Source organism: Billgrantia zhangzhouensis, assembly GCF_021404465.1.
Taxonomy (GTDB): domain Bacteria; phylum Pseudomonadota; class Gammaproteobacteria; order Pseudomonadales; family Halomonadaceae; genus Halomonas; species Halomonas zhangzhouensis.
In genome coordinates this window covers 125,237-149,384 of sequence record NZ_JABFTT010000013.1, presented here as the reverse complement: position 1 = coordinate 149,384, position 24,148 = coordinate 125,237, and the positions used below count along the sequence as shown (strand labels likewise).

General features: G+C 64.9%; 21 protein-coding genes. 14 read left to right on the top strand and 7 right to left on the bottom strand.

Annotated elements, in window-relative coordinates; genetic code table 11:
* The first annotated feature begins 130 nt into the window (after positions 1-130).
* From prlC to HOP51_RS16825, 4 genes are all read left to right on the top strand, one after another.
* Positions 131-2,182 (top strand): oligopeptidase A, encoded by a 2,052-nt coding sequence (prlC, locus tag HOP51_RS16840; RefSeq protein ID WP_234275075.1) that lies wholly within the window; start codon positions 131-133, stop codon positions 2,180-2,182.
* 76 nt (positions 2,183-2,258) lie between these two features.
* Positions 2,259-2,504, top strand: a complete 246-nt coding sequence (locus tag HOP51_RS16835) for a YheV family putative zinc ribbon protein (protein ID WP_234275074.1) — start codon at positions 2,259-2,261, stop codon at positions 2,502-2,504.
* A 508-nt stretch (positions 2,505-3,012) separates the two neighbouring features.
* Positions 3,013-3,999, top strand: a complete 987-nt coding sequence (locus HOP51_RS16830) for a TAXI family TRAP transporter solute-binding subunit (protein ID WP_234275073.1) — start codon at positions 3,013-3,015, stop codon at positions 3,997-3,999.
* Between the two features lie 94 nt (positions 4,000-4,093).
* Positions 4,094-6,289: a TRAP transporter permease gene (locus HOP51_RS16825; protein WP_234275072.1), complete on the top strand. Its 2,196-nt coding sequence runs from the start codon at positions 4,094-4,096 to the stop codon at positions 6,287-6,289.
* Positions 6,290-6,382: 93 nt separating this feature from the next.
* On the opposite strand, the gene sodC is transcribed toward HOP51_RS16825, so the two are convergent.
* A complete protein-coding gene (gene sodC / locus HOP51_RS16820; protein ID WP_234275071.1) occupies positions 6,383-6,919 on the bottom strand; it encodes a superoxide dismutase [Cu-Zn] SodC in 537 nt (178 codons plus the stop codon).
* Between the two features lie 78 nt (positions 6,920-6,997).
* A complete protein-coding gene (gene metF / locus HOP51_RS16815; RefSeq protein WP_234275070.1) occupies positions 6,998-7,834 on the bottom strand; it encodes a methylenetetrahydrofolate reductase [NAD(P)H] in 837 nt (278 codons plus the stop codon).
* Positions 7,835-8,186: 352 nt separating this feature from the next.
* Here metF and HOP51_RS16810 point away from each other — a divergent pair, with 352 nt between their 5' ends.
* The 5 genes from HOP51_RS16810 to HOP51_RS16790 all read left to right on the top strand — a co-directional run bounded on the left by HOP51_RS16810 (position 8,187) and on the right by HOP51_RS16790 (position 10,772).
* Positions 8,187-8,498 (top strand): hypothetical protein, encoded by a 312-nt coding sequence (locus HOP51_RS16810; protein WP_234275069.1) that lies wholly within the window; start codon positions 8,187-8,189, stop codon positions 8,496-8,498.
* Between the two features lie 24 nt (positions 8,499-8,522).
* Positions 8,523-8,852, top strand: coding sequence for a hypothetical protein (locus HOP51_RS16805; protein WP_234275068.1), 330 nt, complete (start codon positions 8,523-8,525; stop codon positions 8,850-8,852).
* Between the two features lie 98 nt (positions 8,853-8,950).
* A complete protein-coding gene (locus HOP51_RS16800) occupies positions 8,951-9,880 on the top strand; it encodes an AEC family transporter (RefSeq protein WP_234275067.1) in 930 nt (309 codons plus the stop codon).
* A 67-nt stretch (positions 9,881-9,947) separates the two neighbouring features.
* Positions 9,948-10,298, top strand: coding sequence for a DUF6152 family protein (locus tag HOP51_RS16795; RefSeq protein ID WP_234275066.1), 351 nt, complete (start codon positions 9,948-9,950; stop codon positions 10,296-10,298).
* 9 nt (positions 10,299-10,307) lie between these two features.
* On the top strand, positions 10,308-10,772 hold the full coding sequence (locus HOP51_RS16790; protein ID WP_234275065.1) for a hypothetical protein: 465 nt from the start codon (positions 10,308-10,310) through the stop codon (positions 10,770-10,772).
* Positions 10,773-10,794: 22 nt separating this feature from the next.
* On the opposite strand, the gene HOP51_RS16785 is transcribed toward HOP51_RS16790, so the two are convergent.
* From HOP51_RS16785 to metK, 4 genes are all read right to left on the bottom strand, one after another.
* Entirely contained in the window at positions 10,795-11,127 is a 333-nt protein-coding gene (locus tag HOP51_RS16785) for a four-helix bundle copper-binding protein (RefSeq protein ID WP_159548643.1), read from the bottom strand.
* Positions 11,128-11,325: 198 nt separating this feature from the next.
* Positions 11,326-12,735: an adenosylhomocysteinase gene (gene ahcY, locus HOP51_RS16780; protein WP_234275064.1), complete on the bottom strand. Its 1,410-nt coding sequence runs from the start codon at positions 12,733-12,735 to the stop codon at positions 11,326-11,328.
* Between the two features lie 66 nt (positions 12,736-12,801).
* On the bottom strand, positions 12,802-14,487 hold the full coding sequence (ligB, locus tag HOP51_RS16775; protein ID WP_234275063.1) for an NAD-dependent DNA ligase LigB: 1,686 nt from the start codon (positions 14,485-14,487) through the stop codon (positions 12,802-12,804).
* A 103-nt stretch (positions 14,488-14,590) separates the two neighbouring features.
* Positions 14,591-15,811, bottom strand: coding sequence for a methionine adenosyltransferase (gene metK / locus HOP51_RS16770; protein ID WP_234275062.1), 1,221 nt, complete (start codon positions 15,809-15,811; stop codon positions 14,591-14,593).
* 338 nt (positions 15,812-16,149) lie between these two features.
* On the opposite strand from metK, the gene tkt reads away from it, so the two are divergent.
* Positions 16,150-18,141 (top strand): transketolase, encoded by a 1,992-nt coding sequence (gene tkt, locus HOP51_RS16765; protein ID WP_234275061.1) that lies wholly within the window; start codon positions 16,150-16,152, stop codon positions 18,139-18,141.
* An 88-nt stretch (positions 18,142-18,229) separates the two neighbouring features.
* On the opposite strand, the gene HOP51_RS16760 is transcribed toward tkt, so the two are convergent.
* Positions 18,230-19,282 carry a class I fructose-bisphosphate aldolase gene (locus HOP51_RS16760; protein WP_234275060.1) on the bottom strand — a complete coding sequence of 351 codons (1,053 nt, stop codon included), beginning with the start codon at positions 19,280-19,282 and terminating at the stop codon, positions 18,230-18,232.
* Positions 19,283-19,497: 215 nt separating this feature from the next.
* Here HOP51_RS16760 and HOP51_RS16755 point away from each other — a divergent pair, with 215 nt between their 5' ends.
* From HOP51_RS16755 to HOP51_RS16740, 4 genes are all read left to right on the top strand, one after another.
* Complete coding sequence (locus tag HOP51_RS16755; protein WP_234275059.1) at positions 19,498-20,538, top strand: type I glyceraldehyde-3-phosphate dehydrogenase; 1,041 nt, start codon at positions 19,498-19,500, stop codon at positions 20,536-20,538.
* A 38-nt stretch (positions 20,539-20,576) separates the two neighbouring features.
* Positions 20,577-21,743: a phosphoglycerate kinase gene (locus HOP51_RS16750; protein ID WP_234275058.1), complete on the top strand. Its 1,167-nt coding sequence runs from the start codon at positions 20,577-20,579 to the stop codon at positions 21,741-21,743.
* Positions 21,744-21,821: 78 nt separating this feature from the next.
* Positions 21,822-22,886 (top strand): class II fructose-bisphosphate aldolase, encoded by a 1,065-nt coding sequence (fba, locus tag HOP51_RS16745; RefSeq protein ID WP_159548618.1) that lies wholly within the window; start codon positions 21,822-21,824, stop codon positions 22,884-22,886.
* A 208-nt stretch (positions 22,887-23,094) separates the two neighbouring features.
* A complete protein-coding gene (locus HOP51_RS16740; protein ID WP_234275057.1) occupies positions 23,095-24,144 on the top strand; it encodes a LacI family DNA-binding transcriptional regulator in 1,050 nt (349 codons plus the stop codon).
* The last annotated feature ends 4 nt before the right edge of the window (positions 24,145-24,148 follow it).

The following is a 24,148-nucleotide window of genomic DNA, read 5'->3' as shown; positions in this document are numbered from 1 at the left end:
TTAGTGGAGGCGCAAGCCTATCAGGCCGGCCCTCCGCGACCAATCCCCTGGGACGGGATTGAAACCTGCCCATGCTGGCCGCATCTAACGCCTATTCGCTTCTCCCGCCGACTGCAAACCCGAGGTGTGCATGCCCCACAACCCGCTGCTCGAGCCGCATGAACTGCCACCCTTCGCCGAGATCCGTCCGGAGCATGTGGTTCCCGCCATCGATGAACTGCTCGCCGACAGTCGTGCGGGCGTCGAGGCGCTGGTCGAACGAGCACAGCGAGAGGCACCCACCTGGGAGAGTCTCGCCGCTCCGCTCGAAGCCCTCAACGACCGCCTCTCCCGCGCCTGGTCGCCGGTGTCGCACCTCAACGGCACCATGAATTCGCCCGCCCTGCGCGAAGCCTACCAGGCCTGCCTGGGCAAGCTCTCCGACTACAGCACCTGGCTGGGACAGCATGAGCCGTTGTTCCGTGCCTGGCAGGCGCTCAAGGAAGGGCCGGCCTGGGCCGAGCTGGACGAAGCCCAGCGGCGCAGCGTCGACAACACCCTGCGCGACTTCCGTCTCGCCGGCGTCGACCTGCCGGCCGAGAAGAAGCGCCGCTACGGCGAGATCAAGGCGCGCCTGTCGGAGCTCTCCAACACCTTCTCCAATCAGTTGCTCGATGCCACCCAGGCATGGCACAAGGACATCGACGATGCGGACAGGCTGGCTGGGCTGCCGGCAAGCGCACTGGCGACGCTTGCCGCCAACGCCGAGGCAAAAGGCGTGAAGGGTTATCGCATCACCCTGGATTTCCCCAGCTTCTACCCCGTGCTGACCTTCGCCGAGGATCGCGAGCTGCGCCGCGAAGTCTATACCGCCTTCGTCACTCGCGCTTCGGACCAAGGCCCCAACGTCGGCGAATACGACAACGCACCGATCATCGAGGAGACCCTACGCCTGCGTCGCGAGCTGGCCGAGCTGCTCGGCTTCGCCAACTATGCCGACCTGTCGCTTGCCACCAAGATGGCCGAATCCCCGCGCCAGGTCCTCGATTTCCTCGAGGACCTGGCACGCCGTGCAGTGCCCCAGGCACGTGAGGAGTTTGCCGAACTCGAAGCCTATGCCCGCGACAACCTCGACCTTCCCGAACTCGCCCCCTGGGACGTGGGCTATGCCAGCGAGAAGCTGCGCGAGGCTCGCCACGCCATCTCACAGGAACAACTACGTCCCTATTTCCCCGCGCCGCGAGTGGTCGATGGCCTGTTCCGGGTAGTAGAGCGCCTGTATGGCGTTACTTTCGAGGAAGACGGCCAGGCTCCCCGCTACCATTCCGAAGTGCGCTACTTCCGCATTCTCGAGCATGGCGAGCCGATTGCCGGCTTCTACCTCGACCTCTACGCACGCGAGGGCAAGCGTGGCGGCGCCTGGATGGACGAGTGCCGGGTACGCCGCTGCCGCGAGGATGGCGGACTACAGCTACCGGTGGCCTACCTGACCTGTAACTTCACCCGTCCGGTCGGTGATCGCCCGGCACTATTGACCCACGATGAGGTCACCACCCTGTTCCACGAGTTCGGCCATGGGCTGCATCACATGCTGACCCGGCAGACCGTTGCCGAGGTGTCCGGCATCAATGGTGTGGCCTGGGATGCCGTGGAGCTGCCCAGTCAGTTCATGGAGAACTACTGCTGGGAGCGCGAAGGGCTCGACCTGATTGCCGGTCATGTCGACAGCGGCGAGGCCTTGCCGGCCGAATTGCTCGAGCGTCTGCAGGCGGCCAAGAATTTCCAATCCGCCATGGGCCTGGTGCGCCAGTTGGAGTTCTCGCTATTTGACCTGCGCCTGCACCATGAGCTGGCCGCTCCCACGGCGAGCGAGGTGCAGGCGCTGCTCGACGAGGTTCGCCTGGCCGTATCCGTCGTACCGAAGGCCGACTTCAATCGCTTCCAGAACGGCTTCAGCCATATTTTTGCTGGCGGCTATGCTGCAGGCTACTACAGCTACAAGTGGGCCGAGGTGCTCTCCGCCGATGCCTGGAGCGCTTTCGAGGAAGCCGGTATCTTCGATCCCGAGACCGGCCGGCGCTTCCGCACCGAGATTCTCGAGCAAGGTGGCGCCCGTGATGCCGCGGAGCTGTTCCGTGCCTTCCGCGGCCGCGAGCCCAGCGTCGAGCCGCTGTTGCGCCACAGCGGCATTCGCGCCGCCTGACAACACCGGCACGGCGCGCTATCGTAGCCACACCGCCGCCGGAGCTCTCTCCGGCGGTATTCCTTATGGAGGCATCATGGCCATTCAGAAACGCTTCATTGCTGGCGCCGTTTGCCCCCGCTGTGCCGAGATGGACCGCATCCGCGCCTGGGAGCAGAACGGCGTGCGCTATCGCGACTGCGTCAACTGCAACTTCTTCGAACAAGCGCCGATCGAGGAGGAAGCGGCCACCGAGCTGGAGACACGCGTCAACCGCGAGCGCGAAGAGCAGCGTAGAAACACCATCCAGACCGTGAGAATCCTCGACCCCAAGAGCCGCTGAACGTGGCAGGCACGGCCCCCGGTAGTATCGGCCCAGCGCAGACGTCGCCACAGGCCTCAACCGGCTAGCCGAAGAGGGACAAGGTCTGGCGACCGTCGCTCCCATCAAGGAAGTCCACCGCCACTGGCAGCATGAACTGACCACGTGCCTGCACGCCGCGCACATCGCCTCGACCCATGACTTGCGTTGATGGACGACCGATATCAGGCCAGCCGACTAATTGTCATATTGGCTAAACCAGGACTAACGTATTCTTGAGAGGTGTGCGTCTTTCCACACATAAGACTGTAGTAAAGTGCGGAAACTCAGACGCACCACCTCACCCGAAATTCGACTTTAGTCTAACCAAAAACGCACAACAAGCTGATTCTAATTAAAAAAATTCAACACGGTACAACGATTGCTTACTCAATAAGCTAGTCAACGTTATCAGCGCTGCAACAGGCCTTCTTGTCGCGGCGCGCCACTGACGCTGACGCCATAACCACAATCGCAATGGAGAAATGCCATGCGCAACGTCACCAACCTCGCGCTCACCGGCAGCCTGGCCGCCGCCATGCTGATCGCCACTACCACCGCTCACGCCGACCGTGAGGGTTGGCCGTCGAACTTCACCGTCGGCACCGCCAGCCAGGGCGGCACCTTCTATGTGTACGGTTCCGGCTGGGCCAACCTGATCGCCGATGAGCTGGGCGACATCTCCGGCGCTGGCGAAGTCACCGGCGGCCCGACCCAGAACCTGGCCCTGGTGCACAGCGGGGAGTTGGCCTTCGGCCTGACCACCATGGGTCCCGCGACCGACGCGGTGAACGGCGAGAGCCCCCTGGCTCCCGGCGTGCCGATGGACAACGTCTGCGCCCTGTTCCCGATGTACGAGACCCCCTTCTCCATCACCGCGCTGTCCAACTCCGGCATCACCAGCATCTCCGACATCCCGGACGGCGCACGCATCGGCTTCGGTCCGGCGGCTTCCACCTCCGACGTCTACTTCCCCGCCTTCCTGGAGGAGCTGGGCGTCAACTTCGATCGGCGCAACGGCGGCTGGAACGATCTCGCCGGTCAGCTCCAGGACGGCCTGCTCGACGTCATCGCCTTCGCCGCCGGCATCCCGATTCCCGCGGTCAGCCAGCTCGAGGTCCAGACCAACGTGAACATCGTCGAGTTCACCGAGGAAGAGCAAGCCACTATCATCGAGAACTTCCCGGTCTCCGAGTTCTGGATCCCGGCCAGCACCTACACCACCCTGGAGGAGGATGCCCGCGCCGTTTCCATGTGGAACTTCGCCATTTCCCGCTGCGACCTGCCGGAAGACTTCGTTTACGAAGTGACGCGCATCACCATGGAAAACAACGACAAGATGCGCAACATCCACCGTTCCGCCGAGACCAGCATCCCGGAGAACATCGTGCATAACACCGTGCTGCCGTTCCACCCGGGCGCCGCCCGCTGGTACCAGGAAAACGGCTATGAGATCGACGAGGCGCTGATCAAGTAAGCCCTTGCCTCCCAGCCGCGCCCCGCTCCCGGCCCTCGCCGGGGCGGGGCCATCACGTATCCGTCCGCATCACACACCCGAGGGTGAATCCCCCATGAGCAACTCCCCCGCTTCCCATCCCGGAGCGTCCGAGGAGACCGTCGACCAGGCGCCGGAAGTCGTCGCCGAGGGTGTCGACGAGGAAATCGTCGAAGCCAATCGACGGCTCTTCCACGGCTGGCAGTGGTACCTGCTCGCCGCCGTGGCCATCGGTTATTCCTGTTTCCATCTGATCACGCTCAACGTCCTGCCGATGGAGACCTGGTCGTTCCGTATCGTGCACATCGCCGGCGCCCTGGTGCTCGGCTATGCCGTCTACTCGGGCAGCCGCTTCGCCGCCTCGGAGAGTGAGCAAGCGCCTCCCTGGCTTACCTGGGCCAGTTACGCCCTGCTGTTGCCGGTGGGCTACGTGCTGGTCCAGCTGTGGCGCTTCCAGAGCCTGATCGACGGCGGCGCACTGCGCATCGAGCCGCACCTGGAGACCCTGCACTTCGGCTACCCGCTGATCGCCGCCACCGCCGCGGCCATCGTGCTCTCCTGGTTCCACCGCCAGACACGCAGCCGGCTGGTGCCCGCCGACCTGGTGCTGATGCTCAGCGCCCTGGCCGTGGCCGGCTACCTGCTGATCATCTACAACGGCACTCCGGCCCGCATGAGCACCGGTACTCCCATGGCGCCGATCGGCCTGACCTGGTCCGCCATCGCCGGCTCGCTGCTGATTCTCGAGCTGACACGCCGGGTGGCCGGCATGGCGCTGGTCGTCATCTCCGTCGTCTTCCTGCTCTATGTATTCGCCGGCCCCCTGCTGCCGGGCTTCCTCGGTTATCCGGGGCTGTCGATGCACCGCTTCTTCAGCCAGCTCTACACCGATATCGGCCTGCTGGGCCCAACCACCGCCGTCTCTTCCACCTACATCATCCTGTTCATCATCTTCGCCGCCTTCCTGCAGGCCTCGAAGGTGGGTGACTACTTCGTCAACTTCGCCTTCGCTGCCGCCGGCCGCGCCCGGGGCGGCCCGGCCAAGGTCTCCATCTTCGCCTCGGGGCTGATGGGCATGATCAACGGCACCAGCGCCGGCAACGTGGTCTCCACCGGCTCGCTGACCATTCCGTTGATGAAGAAGGTGGGCTATCCGGGGCGCAGCGCCGGAGCCATCGAGGCCGCCGCCTCCACCGGCGGCCAGATCATGCCGCCGATCATGGGCGCCGGGGCCTTCATCATGGCCGAGATCACCGGCATTCCCTATACCGAGATCGCCGTGGCGGCCCTGATTCCGGCGATACTCTATTTTGCCTCGGTCTACTTCATGGTCGACTTCGAAGCGGCCAAGAAGGGCATGCGCGGCATGCGCAAGGACGAGATCCCGAAGTTCAGCCGGCTGGTCCGCCAGGTCTACCTGTTCGCTCCGATCCTGATCCTGATCGGTGCGCTGTTCATGGGCTACTCGGTGATCCGCGCCGGCACCCTCGCCACCGCCGCCGCCGCCGTGGTGAGCTGGATCTCGCCTAACAAGATGGGCCCCACGGCCATCCTCAGGGCACTGCAACTGGCCGGCACCATGTCGATCCAGATCATCGCGGTATGCGCCTGCGCGGGCATCATCGTCGGCGTCATCTCGCTGACCGGCGTCGGTGCGCGCTTCTCCTCGCTGCTGCTCGGTCTGGCCGGCGTCAGCCAGCTCCTGGCGCTGTTCTTCGCCATGTGCATCAGTATCCTGCTGGGCATGGGCATGCCCACCACCGCCGCCTACGCGGTGGCCGCCTCGGTGGTGGCGCCGGGCCTGATCAACATCGGCATCCAGCCCCTGGTGGCGCACTTCTTCGTGTTCTACTTCGCCGTGGTGTCGGCGATCACGCCGCCGGTGGCGCTGGCCTCCTACGCGGCGGCGGGCATCTCCGGCGACAACGCCATGGCCACCTCCGTGGCCTCGTTCAAGGTGGGATTGGCCGCCTTCATCGTACCGTTCATGTTCTTCTACAGCCCGGCCATGCTGATGGAAGGCTCCTGGCCGCAGATCCTGCGCGTGGGCGTGACGGCCACGCTGGGCATCGTACTGCTGGCGGCAGCCGTGCAGGCCTGGTTCTTCGGACCGGTGAAGGCATGGATGCGCCTGGTGATGCTGGTCGGTGCCCTGTGCATGATCTACGGCGGGATCTATACCGATATCGCCGGGCTCGCCATCGGTGGGGCGCTACTCATGCTTCAGCGCAGCACGCATGGCGGGGGCGCCAAGCCCATCGCCTCGAGCTGACACGACGATGCCATCAACACAGGCCCTGCCACCGGCAGGGCCTGTGTCTTTCCGGTCCGCCATTTTCATCAGGACCGGTTGTATCGGAACCGATCAGGGCTCGATCACACCGCAGGCCATGCGCCCGCCGCCGCCTCCGAGTTCCGGCTCGTCGGAATAGGTATCGCCACCCTCGTGGATCATCAGACTGCGATCCTGAATGTCTTCGACACTCAAACGCGGCGCCAGCACCGGCAACGTCGCCTCGCCATCCTCGTTGACGATCAGCACCGGCAGGTCGCCGAGGTGCCCGTCACCGTAGGGGCCTTGGTGAGTGCCGGTATCCTCCGGGTCGTAGTGCCCTCCTGCCTCACCGGCGGCAGTCATCTCGCCGTCCTCGTTCTCGCCAGGCTCACAGTTGGGGTTCTCGTGCACATGGAAGCCGTAGACACCGGGGGGCAACCCGCTCAGTTCGGGGGTAAGCAACAGGCCGTGGTCGGTGTCTTCGAGGGTAATGGTGCCGATGGAGTCCTCGACCCCATCGGTACTCACCAGATTCATCTCAACCTCATGGCCCTCCTGGGCCTGGGCCACCCCGGCGGCGAGCAGCAGGGAGGCTGCGGCGACTCCTGTCAGTTTTGCATGGCGCATCTAGCGTCCTCCTGTTCCTGGTTCCATGGACATGCAGAATCAGGCTAGACCGAGATGCAGAGTCGCGCCAAGGCAACGTCAGGCAAGGTTGTCGAGGATGCGCAGGCAGGGGCCGGCCTGGTTGAGGGTGTAGAAGTGCAGGCCCGGCGCACCGCCATCCAGCAGGCGCTGGCACAACCGCGACACCACCTCGGTGCCAAACTTGGCGATGGCCTCGCTGTCGTCGCCATAGGCTTCGAGCTGCTTACGGATCCAGCGCGGGATCTCGGCACCGCAGGCATCCGAAAAGCGAGCCAGCTTGGTGTAATTGGTGATCGGCATGATGCCGGGGACGATGGGCGCCTCGACGCCGAGTGCGCGAGCACGCTCGACGAAGTGGAAATAGGCGTCGGCCGAGAAGAAGTACTGCGTAATGGCCAGATTGGCTCCAGCCTTCACCTTGCGTGCGAAATTCTCGAGATCGCGCTCGAAGCTGGGTGCCTGAGGATGGGACTCCGGATAGGCGGCCACCGCAATCTCGAAATGGTCGCCGGTCTCGGCGCGAATGAACTCCACCAGTTCGTTGGCATAGCGCAGTTCACCAATGCCCCCCATACCGGAAGGCAGGTCGCCGCGCAGGGCGACGAGGCTGTCGATCCCCTCTTCCCGGTATTGAGCGAGAAGATCGCGCAACTGTGCCTTCTCGCTACCAATGCAGGAGAGATGCGGCGCCGTGGCAATGCCCGCTTCGCTAATGCTTCTTACCGTAGCCAGGGTACGTCCTTGGGTCGAGCCGCCAGCGCCATAGGTCACGGAGAAGAAGCGTGGGTTCCGCTCAGCCAGGGCGTCACGCACCCCGATCAGTTTCTCGCGCCCCGCATCGGTACTGGGGGGGAAGAATTCGAAACTGATGCCCAGCGGGTACGACGTGCTCATGAGAACCTCTCTACTGTGTCAGGTGCCAACGACACCATGCTGTTGCGGTGAAGTGGCAGCCTGTCAATCATTGAATCAAGGTATTCTGCCGCCCTGCCAGACCGCTGACCAATGAAAAGTTTCACGCTGCTACATGAATCTCGGTCATAAAGAACCATCCGGTAAGAACGACCTGGTCTAACCGATGCGCTCGGCCGCGAATGAGCCGATGGCTGCAAAGCGTCAAACTTCGCTAACAAAAATTCGCCTCAGCCACGTTGACCCATGTCGAAGTGACGACGACGCTGACAAGTGTGTCGTCACTGCTCGGCGAGGAGCGATCGGGCAATTCAACCAGACGAGGAGGGTCGCCATGATGCAGGATCTCATTACCGGTACCGCCGTCTTCGATGACGCGGGCAAGCAGGTCGGCAAAGTGGCCGATGCGAGTGACGCCGAGAAGGTCGGTATCATCACCGAGACGGGAAGCCGCTTCTGGGTGCCAAAGCAACTGCTCGCCTACCGCGACCAGCGTTGGATGCTGGAACCCGGCTACACCGAGCTAACCCCCTCCGAGGCCGGGGCACAGCAGGAGGAACGCGAACTGGACGAGACGAATGCCGATACCTTCCCGGCCAGCGATCCCCCCTCCTTCACCATGGGAGACGAGGGCAAAGGTAGCTGATCAAGCCGAGACGAGGAGAGGCACATGGACAGTTCACGCCACGATAGGAAGGATACACAAGCCAAGGATGAGCGCGAGACGCTGCGCGAAGGAGCACGCCGGCTGACCGAACGCGACATCCCCGACGAGCCGACAGGACATAAGGGGGAATGCGACTCTCCCGCCCAGGATGACGTCTATCGCCCCGACGCCAATGTCGACGACCAGAAGCACAGCGCCAAGCGACCCGGCATCGACACCCGGCGCGAAACGACACCGGTGGGGGGCGCCCAGGTGGCACGGGACAAGACCGCGCACAAGGAGAATATCGACGACAAGGCCGAGCAGGCCAGATCGAATCGTCGTAACGGCTGATCACAGCCTCCCTGTCATTCAGGGTCGATAATCGACGACGCTGACAGCCGCGCCGGCAACAGGCATCATATCGGCTTTCGGCGATGGATTGACGAGCGATGATCGACCCTGGCTCTCTGTTGGCCCCTCTTTGGACACTGCTGGCCTTCGTCGGCCTGGGCTGGCTTGCCGCTCGCCGGCTGGCCATCGACCCTCGCCCAATTGCCACGTTACTGATCTATCTGATTGCCCCGGTCACCTTCTTCCGCGGTCTGCTGCTGGGCGGCCCCACTCCCTACTACCTGCTGCTGACCCTGGCGCTGTTCCTGCTGGCGAGTCTGGTCGCCATCGCCATCAGCCCTCTGGCCAAGCGCTTCCTGTCGCCACAGGAGGGCGCGGTGCTGGCATTTTCCTCCGGCACCGGCAACACCGGCTATTTCGGCCTGCCCATCGCCATGATCCTGCTCCCTCCGGAAGGCGTGACGCTGTACCTGTTCTGCCTGCTCGGCGTGACGCTCTACGAGTTCACGGTGGGCTTCTATCTCAGCGCACGCGGCCAGTTCTCGGTGCGCGAGAGTCTGGTAAAAATCTTGCGGCTGCCCTTGATCTACGCCTTTCTGGCCGCGCTGCTGATCAGTGGCCTCGGCATGATGCCACCCACTGCATTGATGGATAGCCTGGCAGTGTTTCCCGCCACTTACACCTTGCTGGGCATGATGATCATCGGTATGACCCTGGGCCGGGTCACGTTCCGCGAGATCGATTTGCGCTTCATGGTCGGCTGTGTAGCGGTGCGCTACGGCCTGTGGCCACTGCTGGCGCTGGCACTCGTGCTGCTGCTCCAGGCCCTGCTGCCGCTGCCCGCCGAGCTGGCCATGGCCCTACTATTGATCGGCGTGGTACCGATGGCCGCCAATGTGGTGGTCGTGGCCATGGAGCTCGGCATCAAACCGGAGAAAGGCGCCCTGGCGGTGCTGGTCACCACCCTGGCCGCCCCGCTGCTGATACCGGCCTACCTGCCGCTGCTGATGCACCTGGCCGGGCTATAAGGATGGACCTTGCAGCCCATGCCGGCGGAGCTAGCCTGAAAGGAGAACGCATCAGGAGGAGCCGAACATGCGCTGCCAGGCAAAGTGGCTGTTAGCCCTCGTCATACTGTTGTTCCTCGTACCGGCTCAGGCCCACCATGGCTGGGTGGGCGGCGAAACCATCGAGATAGAGGGCACCATTACTCATGTACGACTGGGCAACCCCCACGGCGAAGTGCAGCTGGACGTAGACGACGAGACGTGGACCGTGGAGATCGGCCAGCCTTGGCGCAACGAGCGAGCGGGGCTGGCGGAGGGTGATCTCGTCGAAGGCGTGGAGCTACGGGTCTCCGGCGAACATGCCGGGGAACGGCTGCTGAAAGCCGAGCAGTTGTGGATCGGCGAGGAGCACTACGTCCTCTACCCCGGCAGGATCTGACCAAGCGTCGTGGACGCCCTGCTGGCCTGGCTCGCGGACACTGCCCTCGCCGAGTGGGTGCGGCTTTCGCGCTGGGGCTATGCGACGGTCAATGCCCTGCATGTGCTGGGAATTGCTCTGTTGATTGGCGCCATCGCCGCACTCGACCTGCGCCTGCTGGGCTGGCGCAAACGCTTTCCATTATGGGAGCTGGGCCGGCTGCTGCAGCCAGTGGCGGTGGCTGGGCTACTGCTGGCCATGACGACAGGAGGAATGCTGTTTCTCGCCGACCCCAACGGCTACGCGGCCATGCCGCTGTTTCGCCTCAAGCTGGCATTGATCGCGCTGGCCCTTGCCAATGCCCTGCTGCTCAACCTGGGGCCGGGGTTGGCAAACGCCACGCCCCGGCAGTTGCTCGTGGCCGGCACCCTGTCACTGCTGCTGTGGCCGGCCGTGTTGCTGGCAGGCCGCTTCCTCGCTTTCACCAATGGCTGATACGCACCGCGGCGGGCACTCCTTACTGTGTCGCCATGGCAGTGCACTCCTCGGCACAGCGATGGCACGCCTTGGCACACTCCTGACAATGCTCGGCCTCATGCTTGGCACACTCATCGCCACAGGCTTTGCAGATGTCGGCGCATAGGCGACACAGCTGCTTGGCATATTCACTGCCCTGGGCCATGAAGGAGGCCGCCAGCCGGCAGATCTGCGCGCACTGCATATCGAGGCGGACACACTCCGCCATCATCTTGACGTCATCCTCCTGCAGGCAGGAGGTAGCGCAGCGGTCGCAGTATGCGGCACAGACATGGCAGGCTTCGATGCACGACTTGTAGTGACCAAAATCCATCTCGCTCACTCCTGTGGTCGTTCGCTGGGACTCGAAGGCATGCTGTTACAGCGCGCCTCGAGTACCCAAAAGCTAGCCAAGGGCTCCCGTCCTCACAAGCGACGCTACATAACGTCACCTACCGCACGACGAACGCCGCCCACAAGGCGGCGTTCGAGAGGCTGGTCGACGGCGGCAATGTCGTCGTGCGCGGCCCTGTCAGTAGCGGTAGGCGTCCGGCTTGTAGGGGCCTTCGACCGGAACCCCGGTGTACTCCGCCTGCTGTTCGGTCATACGCGTGAGCACCCCACCGAAACCCTCGACCATGTAGCGCGCCACCTCCTCGTCGAGATGGCGCGGCAGCACGGTGACGGCCAGGCCGCCCTGCTTGTCGGCCGGCGGCAAGTCGGCGAAGCGCTGCTGGTAGAGATGTATCTGTGCCAGCACCTGGTTGGCGAAGGAACCGTCCATGACCCGAGATGGGTGTCCGGTGGCATTGCCCAGATTGACCAGGCGCCCTTCGGAGAGCAACAGCAGGTAGTCACTGCTGGTGGGGTCGAAATGCCCAGGCGTGCTGTCGCGGTAGACCTTATGGACCTGTGGCTTGACCTCCTCCCAGTGCCAGTGGCGACGCATGTAGGCGGTGTCGATCTCGTTGTCGAAATGGCCAATGTTGCACACCACCGCACCGGGCTTGAGCGCCCCGAGCATGGCGGCGTCGCAGGCCTGGATGTTGCCGGTACAGGTCACCACCAGATCGATACGCGAGAGCAACGCTCGGTCGACGCTCTGCTGGCCACGGTTGATGCCGTCGACGTAGGGCGAGACCACTTCATAGCCGTCCATGCACGCCTGCATGGCGCAGATCGGATCGATCTCGGCGATCTTGACGATCATGCCTTCCTGGCGCAGCGATGCCGCCGAGCCCTTACCCACGTCACCGTAACCCACCACCAGCGCCTGCTTGCCTGCCAGCAGGTGATCGAGGCCGCGCTTGATAGCGTCGTTGAGCGAATGGCGACAGCCGTACTTGTTGTCGTTCTTGGACTTGGTCACGGCATCGTTGACGTTGATAGCCGGCACCTTGAGCGTTCGATCGCGCAGCATCTCCTGCAGGCGATGCACCCCGGTGGTGGTCTCCTCGGAGATGCCGTGGATGGCGTCGAGCAGCTCGGGACGCTTGTCGTGCAGCAGCGCGGTGAGATCGCCACCGTCGTCGAGCACCATGTTGGGCGTCCAGCCGTCAGGCCCCTCCACGGTCTGCTCGATGCACCACCAGAACTCCTCCTCGGTCTCGCCTTTCCAGGCGAATACCGGGATGCCAGCAGCGGCGATGGCGGCGGCGGCATGGTCCTGGGTCGAGAAGATGTTGCACGAGGACCAGCGCACCGAGGCGCCCAGGTCGATCAGCGTCTCGATCAGCACCGCCGTCTGGATGGTCATGTGAATGCAGCCAGCGATGCGAGCACCGGCCAGCGGCTGCTCATCGCGATACTTGGCGCGGATCTTCATCAGCGCCGGCATCTCGGTCTCGGCGATGCGGATCTCGCGCCGCCCCCAATCGGCCAGGCGGATATCGGCGACCTTGAAATCCTGCGCGGTTGCGGCGGAAACGGCGGGCTGATTCATGCGTCACCTCTCTCGTGCGGAAAAACGGTGATCCTCACTATAGGCTGGGATCACCGAGGGCGACAATCAACCGCCGAAGCCCACCACCCCGTGAACAGCGAGCCACGAGGCCAGACGCTGAATCTCCGGATGAGCGAAGAACTCGGCCATCGCTGCAGCACGACCGGGCCCCACCCCATCCAGCGCTACCCAGTCTTGGTGATCGTATTCGCTCAATGTCGCCCAGTCCGCCGGCAGGGCGGCCTCGATTCCCGGCGGCGCCCCTAGCGCTTGCAGCCAGCGTGAGAAGGGAGCCGCCCGCGCCGCATCGAAGGTAGTCGCCAGGGCGCTAGCGCGAACCTCACCAACTCCATGGGCGCTCCGCAGCGTCCGTTCATCCAGCGCCAGCCAGTCGAGCAGCGTCTCCACCAGATCGGCCTCGATCAGTGCTCGCCAGGTCCCCTGCCCCACTCCAGACAAACCAAGGGCCTCGGGGCCGGAAAGCCACGCCAGACGCTCCAAGAACTGCCCCTCGCAGCCCGGCATCACTTGCAAGCAGCTCAACGCATGGTAGGCCTCGGCATCGGGCGCCTCCACCACTACTCGCTCGGGACTACGCCAGGCCACTCCCTCCAGCCGTGGAATGGTCAGCCCCGCCAGGGCGATGACGACCTGGTCTCCGGGTCGAATATCCAACTCCCGCCACCGGGCCAGAGAGACGGCGCTGACCCGACGGACCGTGCGCCCCTCCAGCGCAACCGGGTGGAGATGGAGCAGCGGCGTAACACGCCCAGTGCGGCCGATTCGAAACTCGACGCCGCGCACCTCGGCCATTGTTTCCCGGGGCGCATGCTTCCAGGCCACCGCCCACGCTGGTGGTTCGGCTTCCCACCTGGCGCCGGCCGGACGCGACGCCTGGCGCAGCACTATGCCGTCGGTAGCAAAAGGCAGCGGACTTCGAAACCAGGCGTCGCGCCATTGCTCAACGCTCGCCAAGTCGGCCACGGGGTGGGTGAAAGCGACCGTATCGGCGAAACCCAGCGCCGCCAAGCCCTCGAGCCGCGCCGGCAGCGCGGCGGGGCCGTCCGGCCATTCCCAGACGAATAACCCCACCTCGGCGGCCTCGGCAACGCTAAGGGCATCGCGGGCCATCAGTCCAATCACTCGGGCTCGGGCCCCGGCGTCCCCTACCTCCGCCTGCACGTGAGCATCCCTGCGCAGGTAGAGTTCCCCCTGCAGTACGGCGTCGTACGCCTCGGGCAGGCGAGCCGGTACTGACGGAAGACGCCTCACCCGTTCGGTCCAATCCTGTCCCGTCATGCCATCGCCACGACTGATGGCACGCTCGAGCTCACCCTGCGCATAGACCAGGGTCACCGCGACGCCATCGACCTTGGGCTGAATCCAGACATCGTCACGGCGTGACATCCAGCGTCCCACCGCCGCCACATCGGGCAGCTTCTCGAGCCCCGTCTGGGCCACAGGATGAGCGGCCTCGCCACGCGGATACTGAGGCACCGGCGCTGCCGGAACTCGCTCGGGATGACAGCGCCGCCAGTTCTCGAGCCGTGCCCTGGCTTGATCGTAGACGTCGTCGCTGACGGCGGACTCACCGCGCCGATAGTAGGCATCATCCCACTCCGCGAGGCGCTCGACCAAAGCCGTCACCGCGCCGGGTGCGGGTACCGCCGGACAGGGCTCGGCCGAGAATGAGGCCAGGGGAGATAACCAGCCAGCCAGGCAGATCAGGCCGACGATGAAACGCTGAACCATGGAGAGCCTCCAAAGGAAAAGGCCTCCCACAATAACAGCAGGCTCCGCACGACACTGTCAGCGAAGCCCGTCAATTCATGTAAGCCAAAGCTTATAAAGGTTGCTACAACCCGGCGGCCTGGCGCAGCGCCGCGGCACGGTCGGTACGCTCCCAGGGGAAGGCGGTGAAGGTCTCGGTGTGCTCCTGGCCGTTGGTATCGGTCCAGCGGTAACTGGCCTCGAAGGGGTCACGGCCGAAGTGGCCGTAGGCCGAAGTGAGCTGGTACATCGGGTGCAGCAGGTCGAGCATGCGAGTAATGGCGAAGGGGCGCAGGTCGAAGTGCTCGCGCACCAGTTCGATGATGCGCGCCTCGTCCACCTTGCCGGTACCGAAGGTATTGATCGACACCGACGTTGGCTCGGCGACACCGATGGCGTAGGAGACCTGAATCTCGCACTTGTCGGCAAGCCCCGCGGCAACGATGTTCTTGGCCACGTAGCGTCCGGCATAGGCCGCGCTGCGGTCGACCTTGGAGGGGTCCTTGCCAGAGAAAGCGCCGCCGCCGTGGCGCGCCATGCCGCCGTAGGTGTCGACGATGATCTTGCGCCCGGTCAGGCCGCAGTCGCCCACCGGGCCGCCGATGACGAACTTGCCGGTGGGGTTGATGTGGAACTTGGTCGACTCGGAAAGCCACTTCGCCGGGATCACCTCTTCGATGATCTCACGCTTGACCATCCGCCTCAGTTCTTCCTGGTCGATCTCCGGCGCGTGTTGGGTAGACAGCACCACCGCCTCGACGCCGCAGGGCTGGCCTGCCTCATCGTAGCGGAAGGTGATCTGGCTCTTGGCATCCGGACGTAGCCACGGCAGCAAGCCGTGCTTGCGCAACTCGGCCTGACGCTCCACCAGGCGATGGGCGTAGTGGATCGGCGCCGGCATGAACGAGTCGGTCTCGTTGGTAGCGTAGCCGAACATCAGCCCCTGGTCGCCCGCGCCCTGGTCCTCCGGCTTGCTGCGATCCACGCCCTGGGCAATGTCCACGCTCTGCTTGCCGATCAGGTTGAGCACGCCGCAGGTCTCGCCGTCGAACCCCACCTCCGAGGAGGTGTAGCCGATATCGATGATCACCTTGCGCACCAGCTCTTCCAGGTCGACCCAGGCCGAAGTGGTGATCTCGCCGGCGACGATGGCCACACCGGTCTTGACCAGCGTCTCGCAGGCCACCCGGGCGTGCTTGTCACGAGCGATGATGGCATCCAGCACCGCATCGGAGATCTGGTCGGCGATCTTGTCCGGATGCCCTTCGGACACGGATTCGGAGGTGAACAGGGAATATTCGCTCATGCGTGTCGACCCTTCTGTGTATCGGCAGGCGTTAGTATCTGCAAGCGCTAGTATCGGCAAGGCGCAGCGGCACCGTCGAACCGGAAATGACGGACCTCGAGCTGCGTACTCACCAGCTTCCTGCCAAGCGGGTACACAGCCCCATGGGGACCAGAGTTTACATGCTGCCACCCGGGGAGGCACCCGTCATTTGATGCACGGCGGCAAGTCGGCGACAATAGGCGGCCGAATTCGACCGCGCCGTACCTTCCTGCGGCGCCCAGCCAGAACGCTACCGGCAGGCCAGGCAGGCCGCCGATGACTTGCCCCATTCTGCCGCAGGCGAGGAGCTTACCCAAATGCCATCCCGTTTCGAACTGGCCAATGCCATTCGCGCCCTGTCCATGGATGCCGTACAGAAGGCGAAGTCCGGCCACCCCGGCGCCCCGATGGGCATGGCCGACATCGCCGAAGTGCTGTGGAACGACTACCTCAAGCACAACCCCAACGACCCGAAATGGCCCGACCGCGACCGCTTCGTGCTGTCCAATGGCCACGGCTCGATGCTGCTCTACTCCCTGCTGCACCTGACCGGCTACGAGCTGGAACTCGAGCAACTGCGCAACTTCCGCCAGCTGCACTCCAAGACTGCCGGCCACCCTGAGTTCGGCTACGCGCCCGGCGTCGAAACCACTACCGGTCCGCTGGGGCAAGGCCTGGCCAACGCCGTGGGCATGGCCATCGCCGAGAAGACCCTGGCCGCGCAGTTCAACCGCCCGGGGCACACCATCGTCGATCACAACACGTATTGCTTTGCCGGTGATGGCTGCATGATGGAAGGCATCTCCCATGAGGTGTGCTCGCTGGCCGGCACCCTCGGGCTGGGCAAGCTCACGGTGTTCTACGACGACAACGGCATTTCCATCGACGGTGAGGTCGAGGGCTGGTTCACCGATGACACCGCCAAGCGCTTCGAGGCCTATGGCTGGCACGTGGTACCCAACGTCGACGGTCACGACCCCGAGCAGATCAAGGCCGCCATCGAGCTGGCACGCAGCCACGAAGAGAAACCGAGCCTGATCATCTGCAAGACCATCATCGGCTTCGGCGCACCCAACAAGCAGGGCAAGGAGGAGTGTCACGGCGCTCCGCTGGGCGACGAGGAAGTGGCCGCCGCGCGCAAGCAGCTCGGCTGGCCCCATGCGCCTTTCCACGTGCCCGAGCCCGTCTATCAGGGTTGGGATGCTCGCGAGCACGGCAAGTCGCAGCAGGACGAGTGGCAGACACGCTTCGATCGCTACCGCGACGAACACCCCGAACTCGCCAAGGAGTTCAGCCGCCGTACCCAGTGCAAGCTGCCGGCGGAGATCACCAGCGAGGCCTTCATCGAGAAGATGCAGCAGCAGGGCGAGACCATCGCCACGCGCAAGGCGTCGCTGCTGTGCCTCAACGAGCTCGGCCCGCAGTTGCCCGAGCTGCTCGGCGGCAGCGCCGACCTGGCGCCCTCCAACCTGACCTTCTGGAGCGGCGCCAAGCCGATCTCACGGGAGAATCCGGGCGGCAACTACCTGCACTATGGTGTGCGCGAGTTCGGCATGGGCGCGATCATGAACGGCATCGTGCTGCACGGCGGCTTCATCCCCTACGGCGCCACCTTCCTGATCTTCATGGAGTACATGCGCAACTCGGTGCGCATGGCGGCACTGATGGGCAAGCGCGCCATCTACGTCTTCACCCACGACTCCATCGGCCTGGGCGAGGATGGCCCGACCCACCAGCCGATCGAGCAGCTGACCAACTTGCGCAGCACGCCCAACTTGAGCACCTGGCGCCCCTGCGACGCGGTCGAGACCGCCGCCGCCTGGGATGCTGCGATCAAGCGCAACTCCGGCCCCACTGCGCTGGTGCTGTCGCGCCAGAACCTGCCGCACCAGCAGCGCGACAAGGCGCAGCTGGCCAATATCCAGCGCGGTGGCTACATCCTCAAGGATAGCCAGGGCACCCCCGAGCTGATCCTGATCGCCACCGGCTCCGAGGTGGCGCTGGCCATGGAAGCTGCGGCCGAACTGGAGAGCCAGGGTCGCGCGGTGCGCGTGGTCTCGATGCCCTCGGCCTACCGCTTCGACGGCCAGGACGCCGAGTATCGCGAAAAGGTGCTGCCGCGTGCGGTCACCAAGCGCATCGCCATCGAAGCCGGCCACGCCGACTACTGGTACAAGTACGTGGGGCTCGACGGCTGTGTGATCGGCATGACCACCTACGGCGAGTCGGCCCCGGCGGGCGACCTGTTCAAGCACTTCGGTTTTACCAAGGAGAACGTGCTCGCGCAGGCCCGGGAGCTGTTGGGCTGACCAGTTGGTTCGCCGCTAACGGCATGAAGATAGGGCACGACCGGGCGGTCGTGCCCTTCTCCTATTGGGCGGGCTTGCCTGATGGCGTTCAGGCCACCGTCACGCTCTTATCCAGATACACGTCCTGGATCGCATGGAGCAGCTCGACGCCCTCGGTCATGGGCTTCTGAAATGCCTTGCGCCCGGAAATCAGGCCCATGCCGCCGGCACGCTTGTTGATCACCGCGGTGCGCACCGCCTCGCCCATGTCGGAGTGACCCTTGGAGCCACCGCCTGAGTTGATCAGTCCGGCACGGCCCATGTAGCAGCAGGCCACCTGGTAGCGAGCCAGGTCGATGGGATGCTCCGAGGCCAGCTCGCTGTAGACCTTGGCGTGTGTGTGGCCGAAGCCGATGTCCTGGTAGCCGCCGTTGGTCTCGGGCAGCTTCTGCTTGACGATGTCGGCCTTGATGGTCGCAGCGAGATGATTGGCCTGGCCGGTGAGGTCGGCCGCCACGTGATAATCCTTGCCCTCGTGCTTGAAGGCTGGGTTGCGCAGGTAGGCCCACAGCACCGTGGCCATGCCGAGCTGGTGCGCCCGCTCGAAAGCCTCGCTGATCTCCATGATCTGGCGGCGGCTCTCGGACGAGCCGAAGTAGATGGTGGCACCCACCGCCACGCAGCCCATGTCGTGGGCCTGCTCCACCTCGGCGAACAGAGTCTGGTCGTACATTGCCGGGTAGCTCAGCGTCTCGTTGTGGTTGAGCTTGAGCATCATCGGAACGCGGTGGGCGTAGCGGCGCGCCACCGAAGAGAGCACGCCCAAGGTGGAGGCCACCCCGTTGCAGCCGCCCTCAATGGCTAGCTCGACGATGTTGGCCGGGTCGAAGTAGCGCGGGTTGGGGGCAAAGGATGCACCCGCGGAGTGCTCGATGCCCTGGTCCACCGGCAGCAGACTGAGGTAGCCGGTGCCAGCCAGGCGGCCATGGTCGAACATCGTCTGCAAGCTGCGCATCACCGCCGGACTGCGGTCGCTGTCGGCCACCACCCGGCCGACGAAATCCGGCCCCGGCAAGTGCAGCTGTTCGCGGGGAAAGCCACGGCAACGGTGATCGAGCAGGTATTCGGCGTCATCACCCAGCAGTTGGGGTATGTCGGTCATGTCTTCCTCTCCATGGTGTCGTGAATCGCTATTCCCAGCGTAGTGAAAACCGTACCGAGCGTGAGAGCGGCTTGCAAATCCGGGGTTGCCTGGCCACCCTGACAGACTGTTCTGTGCCACCGGGCCGGATACGGCCAGCCGGCGTCCGGCGCAGACAAAACGCGCGAGAATGCGCTAGAATCGCCGCTTTCCGCCGGCAGGAGATCCCTCCCACCATGGCCCAGCGAATCGCCATCAACGGTTACGGTCGTATCGGCCAGTGCGTGCTGCGCGCACTGCTGGAGCGCCCGTCGAATCGCGCCGGCGAGCCGGCACTGGAAGTGGTGGCAATCAATGAGCTCTCCGATCTGGACACTATCGCCTACCTGACCCGCTACGACACCACCCACGGCCGTTTCCCAGGCCACGTGGCCACCGCCGAAGGCCGTCTGATCGTCGATGGTCAACCCATCGAGATACTGACCGAGACGGAACCTGGCCACCTGCCCTGGAGCGAGCTCGGCATCGACCTGGTGCTGGAGTGCTCGGGCAGCTTCAAGGACCGCGCCACCGCCGAACGTCACCTGGATGCCGGCGCCGGCCGTCTGCTGTTCTCCCAGCCCGCCGAGAGTGACGTCGACGCCACCATCGTCTGCGGTATCAACGACGGCGACCTGCGCAGCGGACACCGCATCGTCTCGGCGGCATCGTGCACCACCAACTGTCTGGTGCCGGTACTCACCGTGCTCGACGAGGCGCTCGGCATCGAACACGGTGTGACCACCACCATCCACTCGGCAATGAACGACCAGCCGGTGATCGATGCCTACCACCAGACCGACCTGCGCCTGACGCGCTCTGCGATGCACTCCATCGTGCCTGTCGACACCAGTCTGGCGCGCGGCATCAACCGCCTGATGCCGCACCTGGCCGGGCGCTTCGAGTGCCTGCACGTGCGGGTGCCGACGATCAACGTCTCGGCCATGGACATGGCGATCTGCGTACGCCGCGACACCTCGATTACCGAGGTCAACGCACTGCTGCGCGAGGCCTGCGAGGGCCCGCTGGCGGGCCTGCTCGGCTACACCGAGGAACCCATGGCCTCGGTCGACTTCAACCACGACCCCCGCTCGGGTATCGTTGACGCCACTCAGACCCGGGTGGCGGGAGATCGCCTGATCAAGCTGCTGTGCTGGTTCGACAACGAATGGGGCTTCGCCAACCGCATGCTCGATGTCGCCCAGCGCCTGGCGGCCCTGCCAGCGGTCTCCCGCTGACGCCCGGCAACGCTTTCCCCTAGTAAGGAAGACGCCTGATGAACGTGCTCAAGATGACCGACCTCGACCTACGCGGCAAGCGTGTGCTGATCCGCGAGGACCTGAACGTACCCGTCAAGCACGGCAAGGTGAGCAGCGACGCCCGCCTGCGGGCCAGCCTGCCGACCATCCAGGCCGCCATGGAGGCCGGCGCCAAGGTGATGCTGATGAGCCACCTGGGGCGCCCGACCGAAGGCGAACCGGCCGCGGAGTTCTCGCTGGCCCCGGTGGCCGGGCGCCTCGGCGAACTGCTCGGTCGCCCGGTGCGGCTGGTCGAGGAATACCTCGATACTGCCCAGGACCTCGCCGACGGCGAAGTGGTGCTGCTGGAGAACGTGCGTTTCAATCCGGGCGAGAAGAAGGATGACGAAGCGCTGGCCAGGCAGTACGCCGCGCTGTGCGACATCTACGTGATGGACGCCTTCGGCACCGCCCACCGCGCCCAGGCCTCTACTCGCGGCGTGGCACGCTTCGCCCCACAGGCCTGCGCCGGCCCGCTGCTGGCCGCCGAACTCGACGCCTTGGAAAAGGCCCTGGCCACGCCCAAGCGGCCGATGGTCGCCATCGTCGGCGGCTCCAAGGTCTCGACCAAGCTCGAGGTGCTCAACGCGCTGTCCGACAAGTGCGACCAACTGATCGTCGGCGGCGGCATCGCCAATACCTTCATCGCCGCGGCGGGCCACAACGTCGGCAAGTCGCTGTATGAGGCCGACCTCGTCGAGCAGGCCAAGGCGCTGATGGCCAAGGTCGAGATCCCGCTGCCCACCGACGTGGTGGTGGCCACCGAGTTCTCCGAGTCGGCCGAGGCTGTGGTCAAGCCGGTCGACCAGGTGAACGATAACGAAATGATCCTCGACATCGGTCCCGACACCGCCGGGCGGCTCGCCGGTCTGCTCAAGGACGCCGGCACCATCCTGTGGAACGGCCCGGTAGGCGTGTTCGAGATCGACCAGTTCGGCCACGGCACCGAGGCACTGTCGCGCGCCATCGCCGAGAGCAACGGTTTCTCCATCGCCGGTGGCGGCGATACCCTGGCTGCCATCGACAAGTACGACATTGCGGAGCAGGTCTCCTACATCTCCACTGGCGGCGGCGCCTTCCTCGAGTACGTCGAGGGCAAGGTGTTGCCCGCCGTGAAGGCCCTGGAGGACGCCGCCGCACGCTGACCCGACCCGCTGCCGCCCAGCCATGCCGGGCGGCGCCCTATCGTCCCCCAGACAGATCGAAAGAGAACAGGTGAGTTCATGGCACTGATCAGCATGCGCCAGATGCTGGACCACGCCGCCGAGCGCGGCTACGGCATTCCGGCATTCAACGTCAACAACCTCGAGCAGATGCGCGCCATCATGGAAGCGGCCGACGCAACCGATTCACCGGTCATCGTCCAGGCCTCTGCCGGTGCGCGGAAGTACGCTGGCGCGCCCTTCCTTCGCCATCTCATCCTGGCCGCAGTGGAGGAGTTTCCCCACATTCCGGTGGTCATGCACCAGGATCACGGCACCTCGCCGGCGGTGTGCCAGCGCTCGATCCAGCTCGGCTTCTCCTCGGTGATGATGGACGGCTCGCTGGGCGAGGACGGCAAGACCCCGATGGACTACGACTACAACGTCGACGTCACCCGTCGCACCGTCGAGATGGCCCACGCCTGCGGCGTCTCGGTGGAGGGGGAACTGGGCTGCCTGGGCAGCCTGGAGACCGGCATGGCCGGTGAAGAGGACGGCATCGGTGCCGAAGGCGTGCTCTCCCACGACCAGTTGCTGACCGATCCGGAAGAAGCCGCCGAGTTCGTCAAAGCGACCCAGGTCGATGCCTTGGCCATCGCCATCGGCACCAGCCACGGCGCCTACAAGTTCACCAAGCCGCCCACCGGCGACACGCTGTCGATCCAGCGTATCAAGGAGATCCACGCACGCATCCCCGACACCCACCTGGTGATGCACGGCTCCTCTTCGGTGCCCCAGGAGTGGCTCGCCGTCATCAACGAGTTCGGCGGCGAAATTCCCGAAACCTACGGCGTGCCGGTCGAGGAAATCGTCGAGGGCATCAAGCATGGTGTGCGCAAGGTCAACATCGACACCGACCTGCGCCTGGCATCCACCGGTGCGGTGCGCCGCTTCCTGGCCAAGAACCCCAGCGAGTTCGATCCGCGCAAGTACCTCAAGGAAACCGTGACCGCGATGCGCGACGTCTGCATCGCCCGCTACGAAGCCTTCGGCACCGCCGGCAACGCCAGCCGTATCAAGCCGATCAGCCTCGAGGCAATGTACGAGCGCTACGCCCGCGGCGAGCTGGACCCCAAGGTGAAGTAAGCCTTGGATGCAGGTTCGATGAATAAACGGGGCGGCCACTTGGCCGCCCCGTTGCACTACGACCGTTTCGCTCGACCGTTATTGCCGGCCCCCCTCCCCCCGCGCCTCTTTTTAGCGTTTGCCCATTTTCTCGCCGAGCATTTCTGCAGTACTTGCCCTACCTGTCGTTCAGATCTAGGATGGGAACGTTCCCATCAAGAGATATTTCATGCCTGCTCGACCTAGCCGGCACGCTACCATTCTCGAAGTGGCGCGCGAAGCCGGCGTCTCCAAGACCAGTGTGTCGCGCTACTTCGGCGGCGAGCGTGAGCGGCTCTCTCCAGCACTGCGCCAGCGCATCGGCGAGGCCGCACGCCGGCTCGGCTATCGCCCCAACCAGATCGCCCGCGGTCTCAAGGGTGGCCGCTCGCGGCTGCTCGGCATGCTGGTGGCCGATATCCGCAACCCCTATTCGATTGCGGTGATGCATGGCGTCGAGCAGGCCTGCCACGAGCACGGCTATTCCCTGCTGGTGGCCAATACCGACAACGACTCCGTGCAGGAGCGCACCCACCTGTCGTTGCTCGCCTCCTATCGGGTCGAGGGACTGATGATCAATGCCGCAGGCCGCCCCACCCACGAGCTTCAGGCCATGGTCGAGCAGGGCCTGCCGCTGGTCCTGCTCGACCGCTGGCTGGAATCGTTCGGGGCGGACGGGGTCGGGCTCGACAACACGCTCGCCATCGACATGGCGGTCGATCACCTGAGCGAGCGGGGCTATCGCCACCTGCTCTTTCTCAGCGAGCCGGTCGGGCTGGCCAGTCCTCGCCAACAGCGCTGGCAGCGTTTCGAGCAGCGCCTGTCCGAAGAGCCGGCCCTCCACGGCGAACGCCATGACCCGGCGCTCGACGACACCGCAGTGAGTGCGATCATCGCGGCGTTCCTCGCCCGAGCCGGCCGGCCCGCCGCCGTGCTGTGCGCCAACGGCAACGTGACCCTGGCAGCGACCCGCGCTCTCCAGGCGCTGGGCATACGCCTGGGTGAGGTCGGCCTGCTGGGTATCGACGAGCTCGACTGGTGCAGCCTCGTGCCACCCGGTATCACCACCCTGGCCCAGCCCACCGAGGCCATCGGCCGTGCCGCTGTCCAGCAGTTGCTGGCGCGGCTCGATGGCAGCGGGCCGACACCGCCGCCACGCCACGTCCTGTTCCCGCCGACACTGATCGAGCGTGGCTCGACCCGCTTTGCGGCTTGCGACATCGACAATGCCAACATCTGACCGA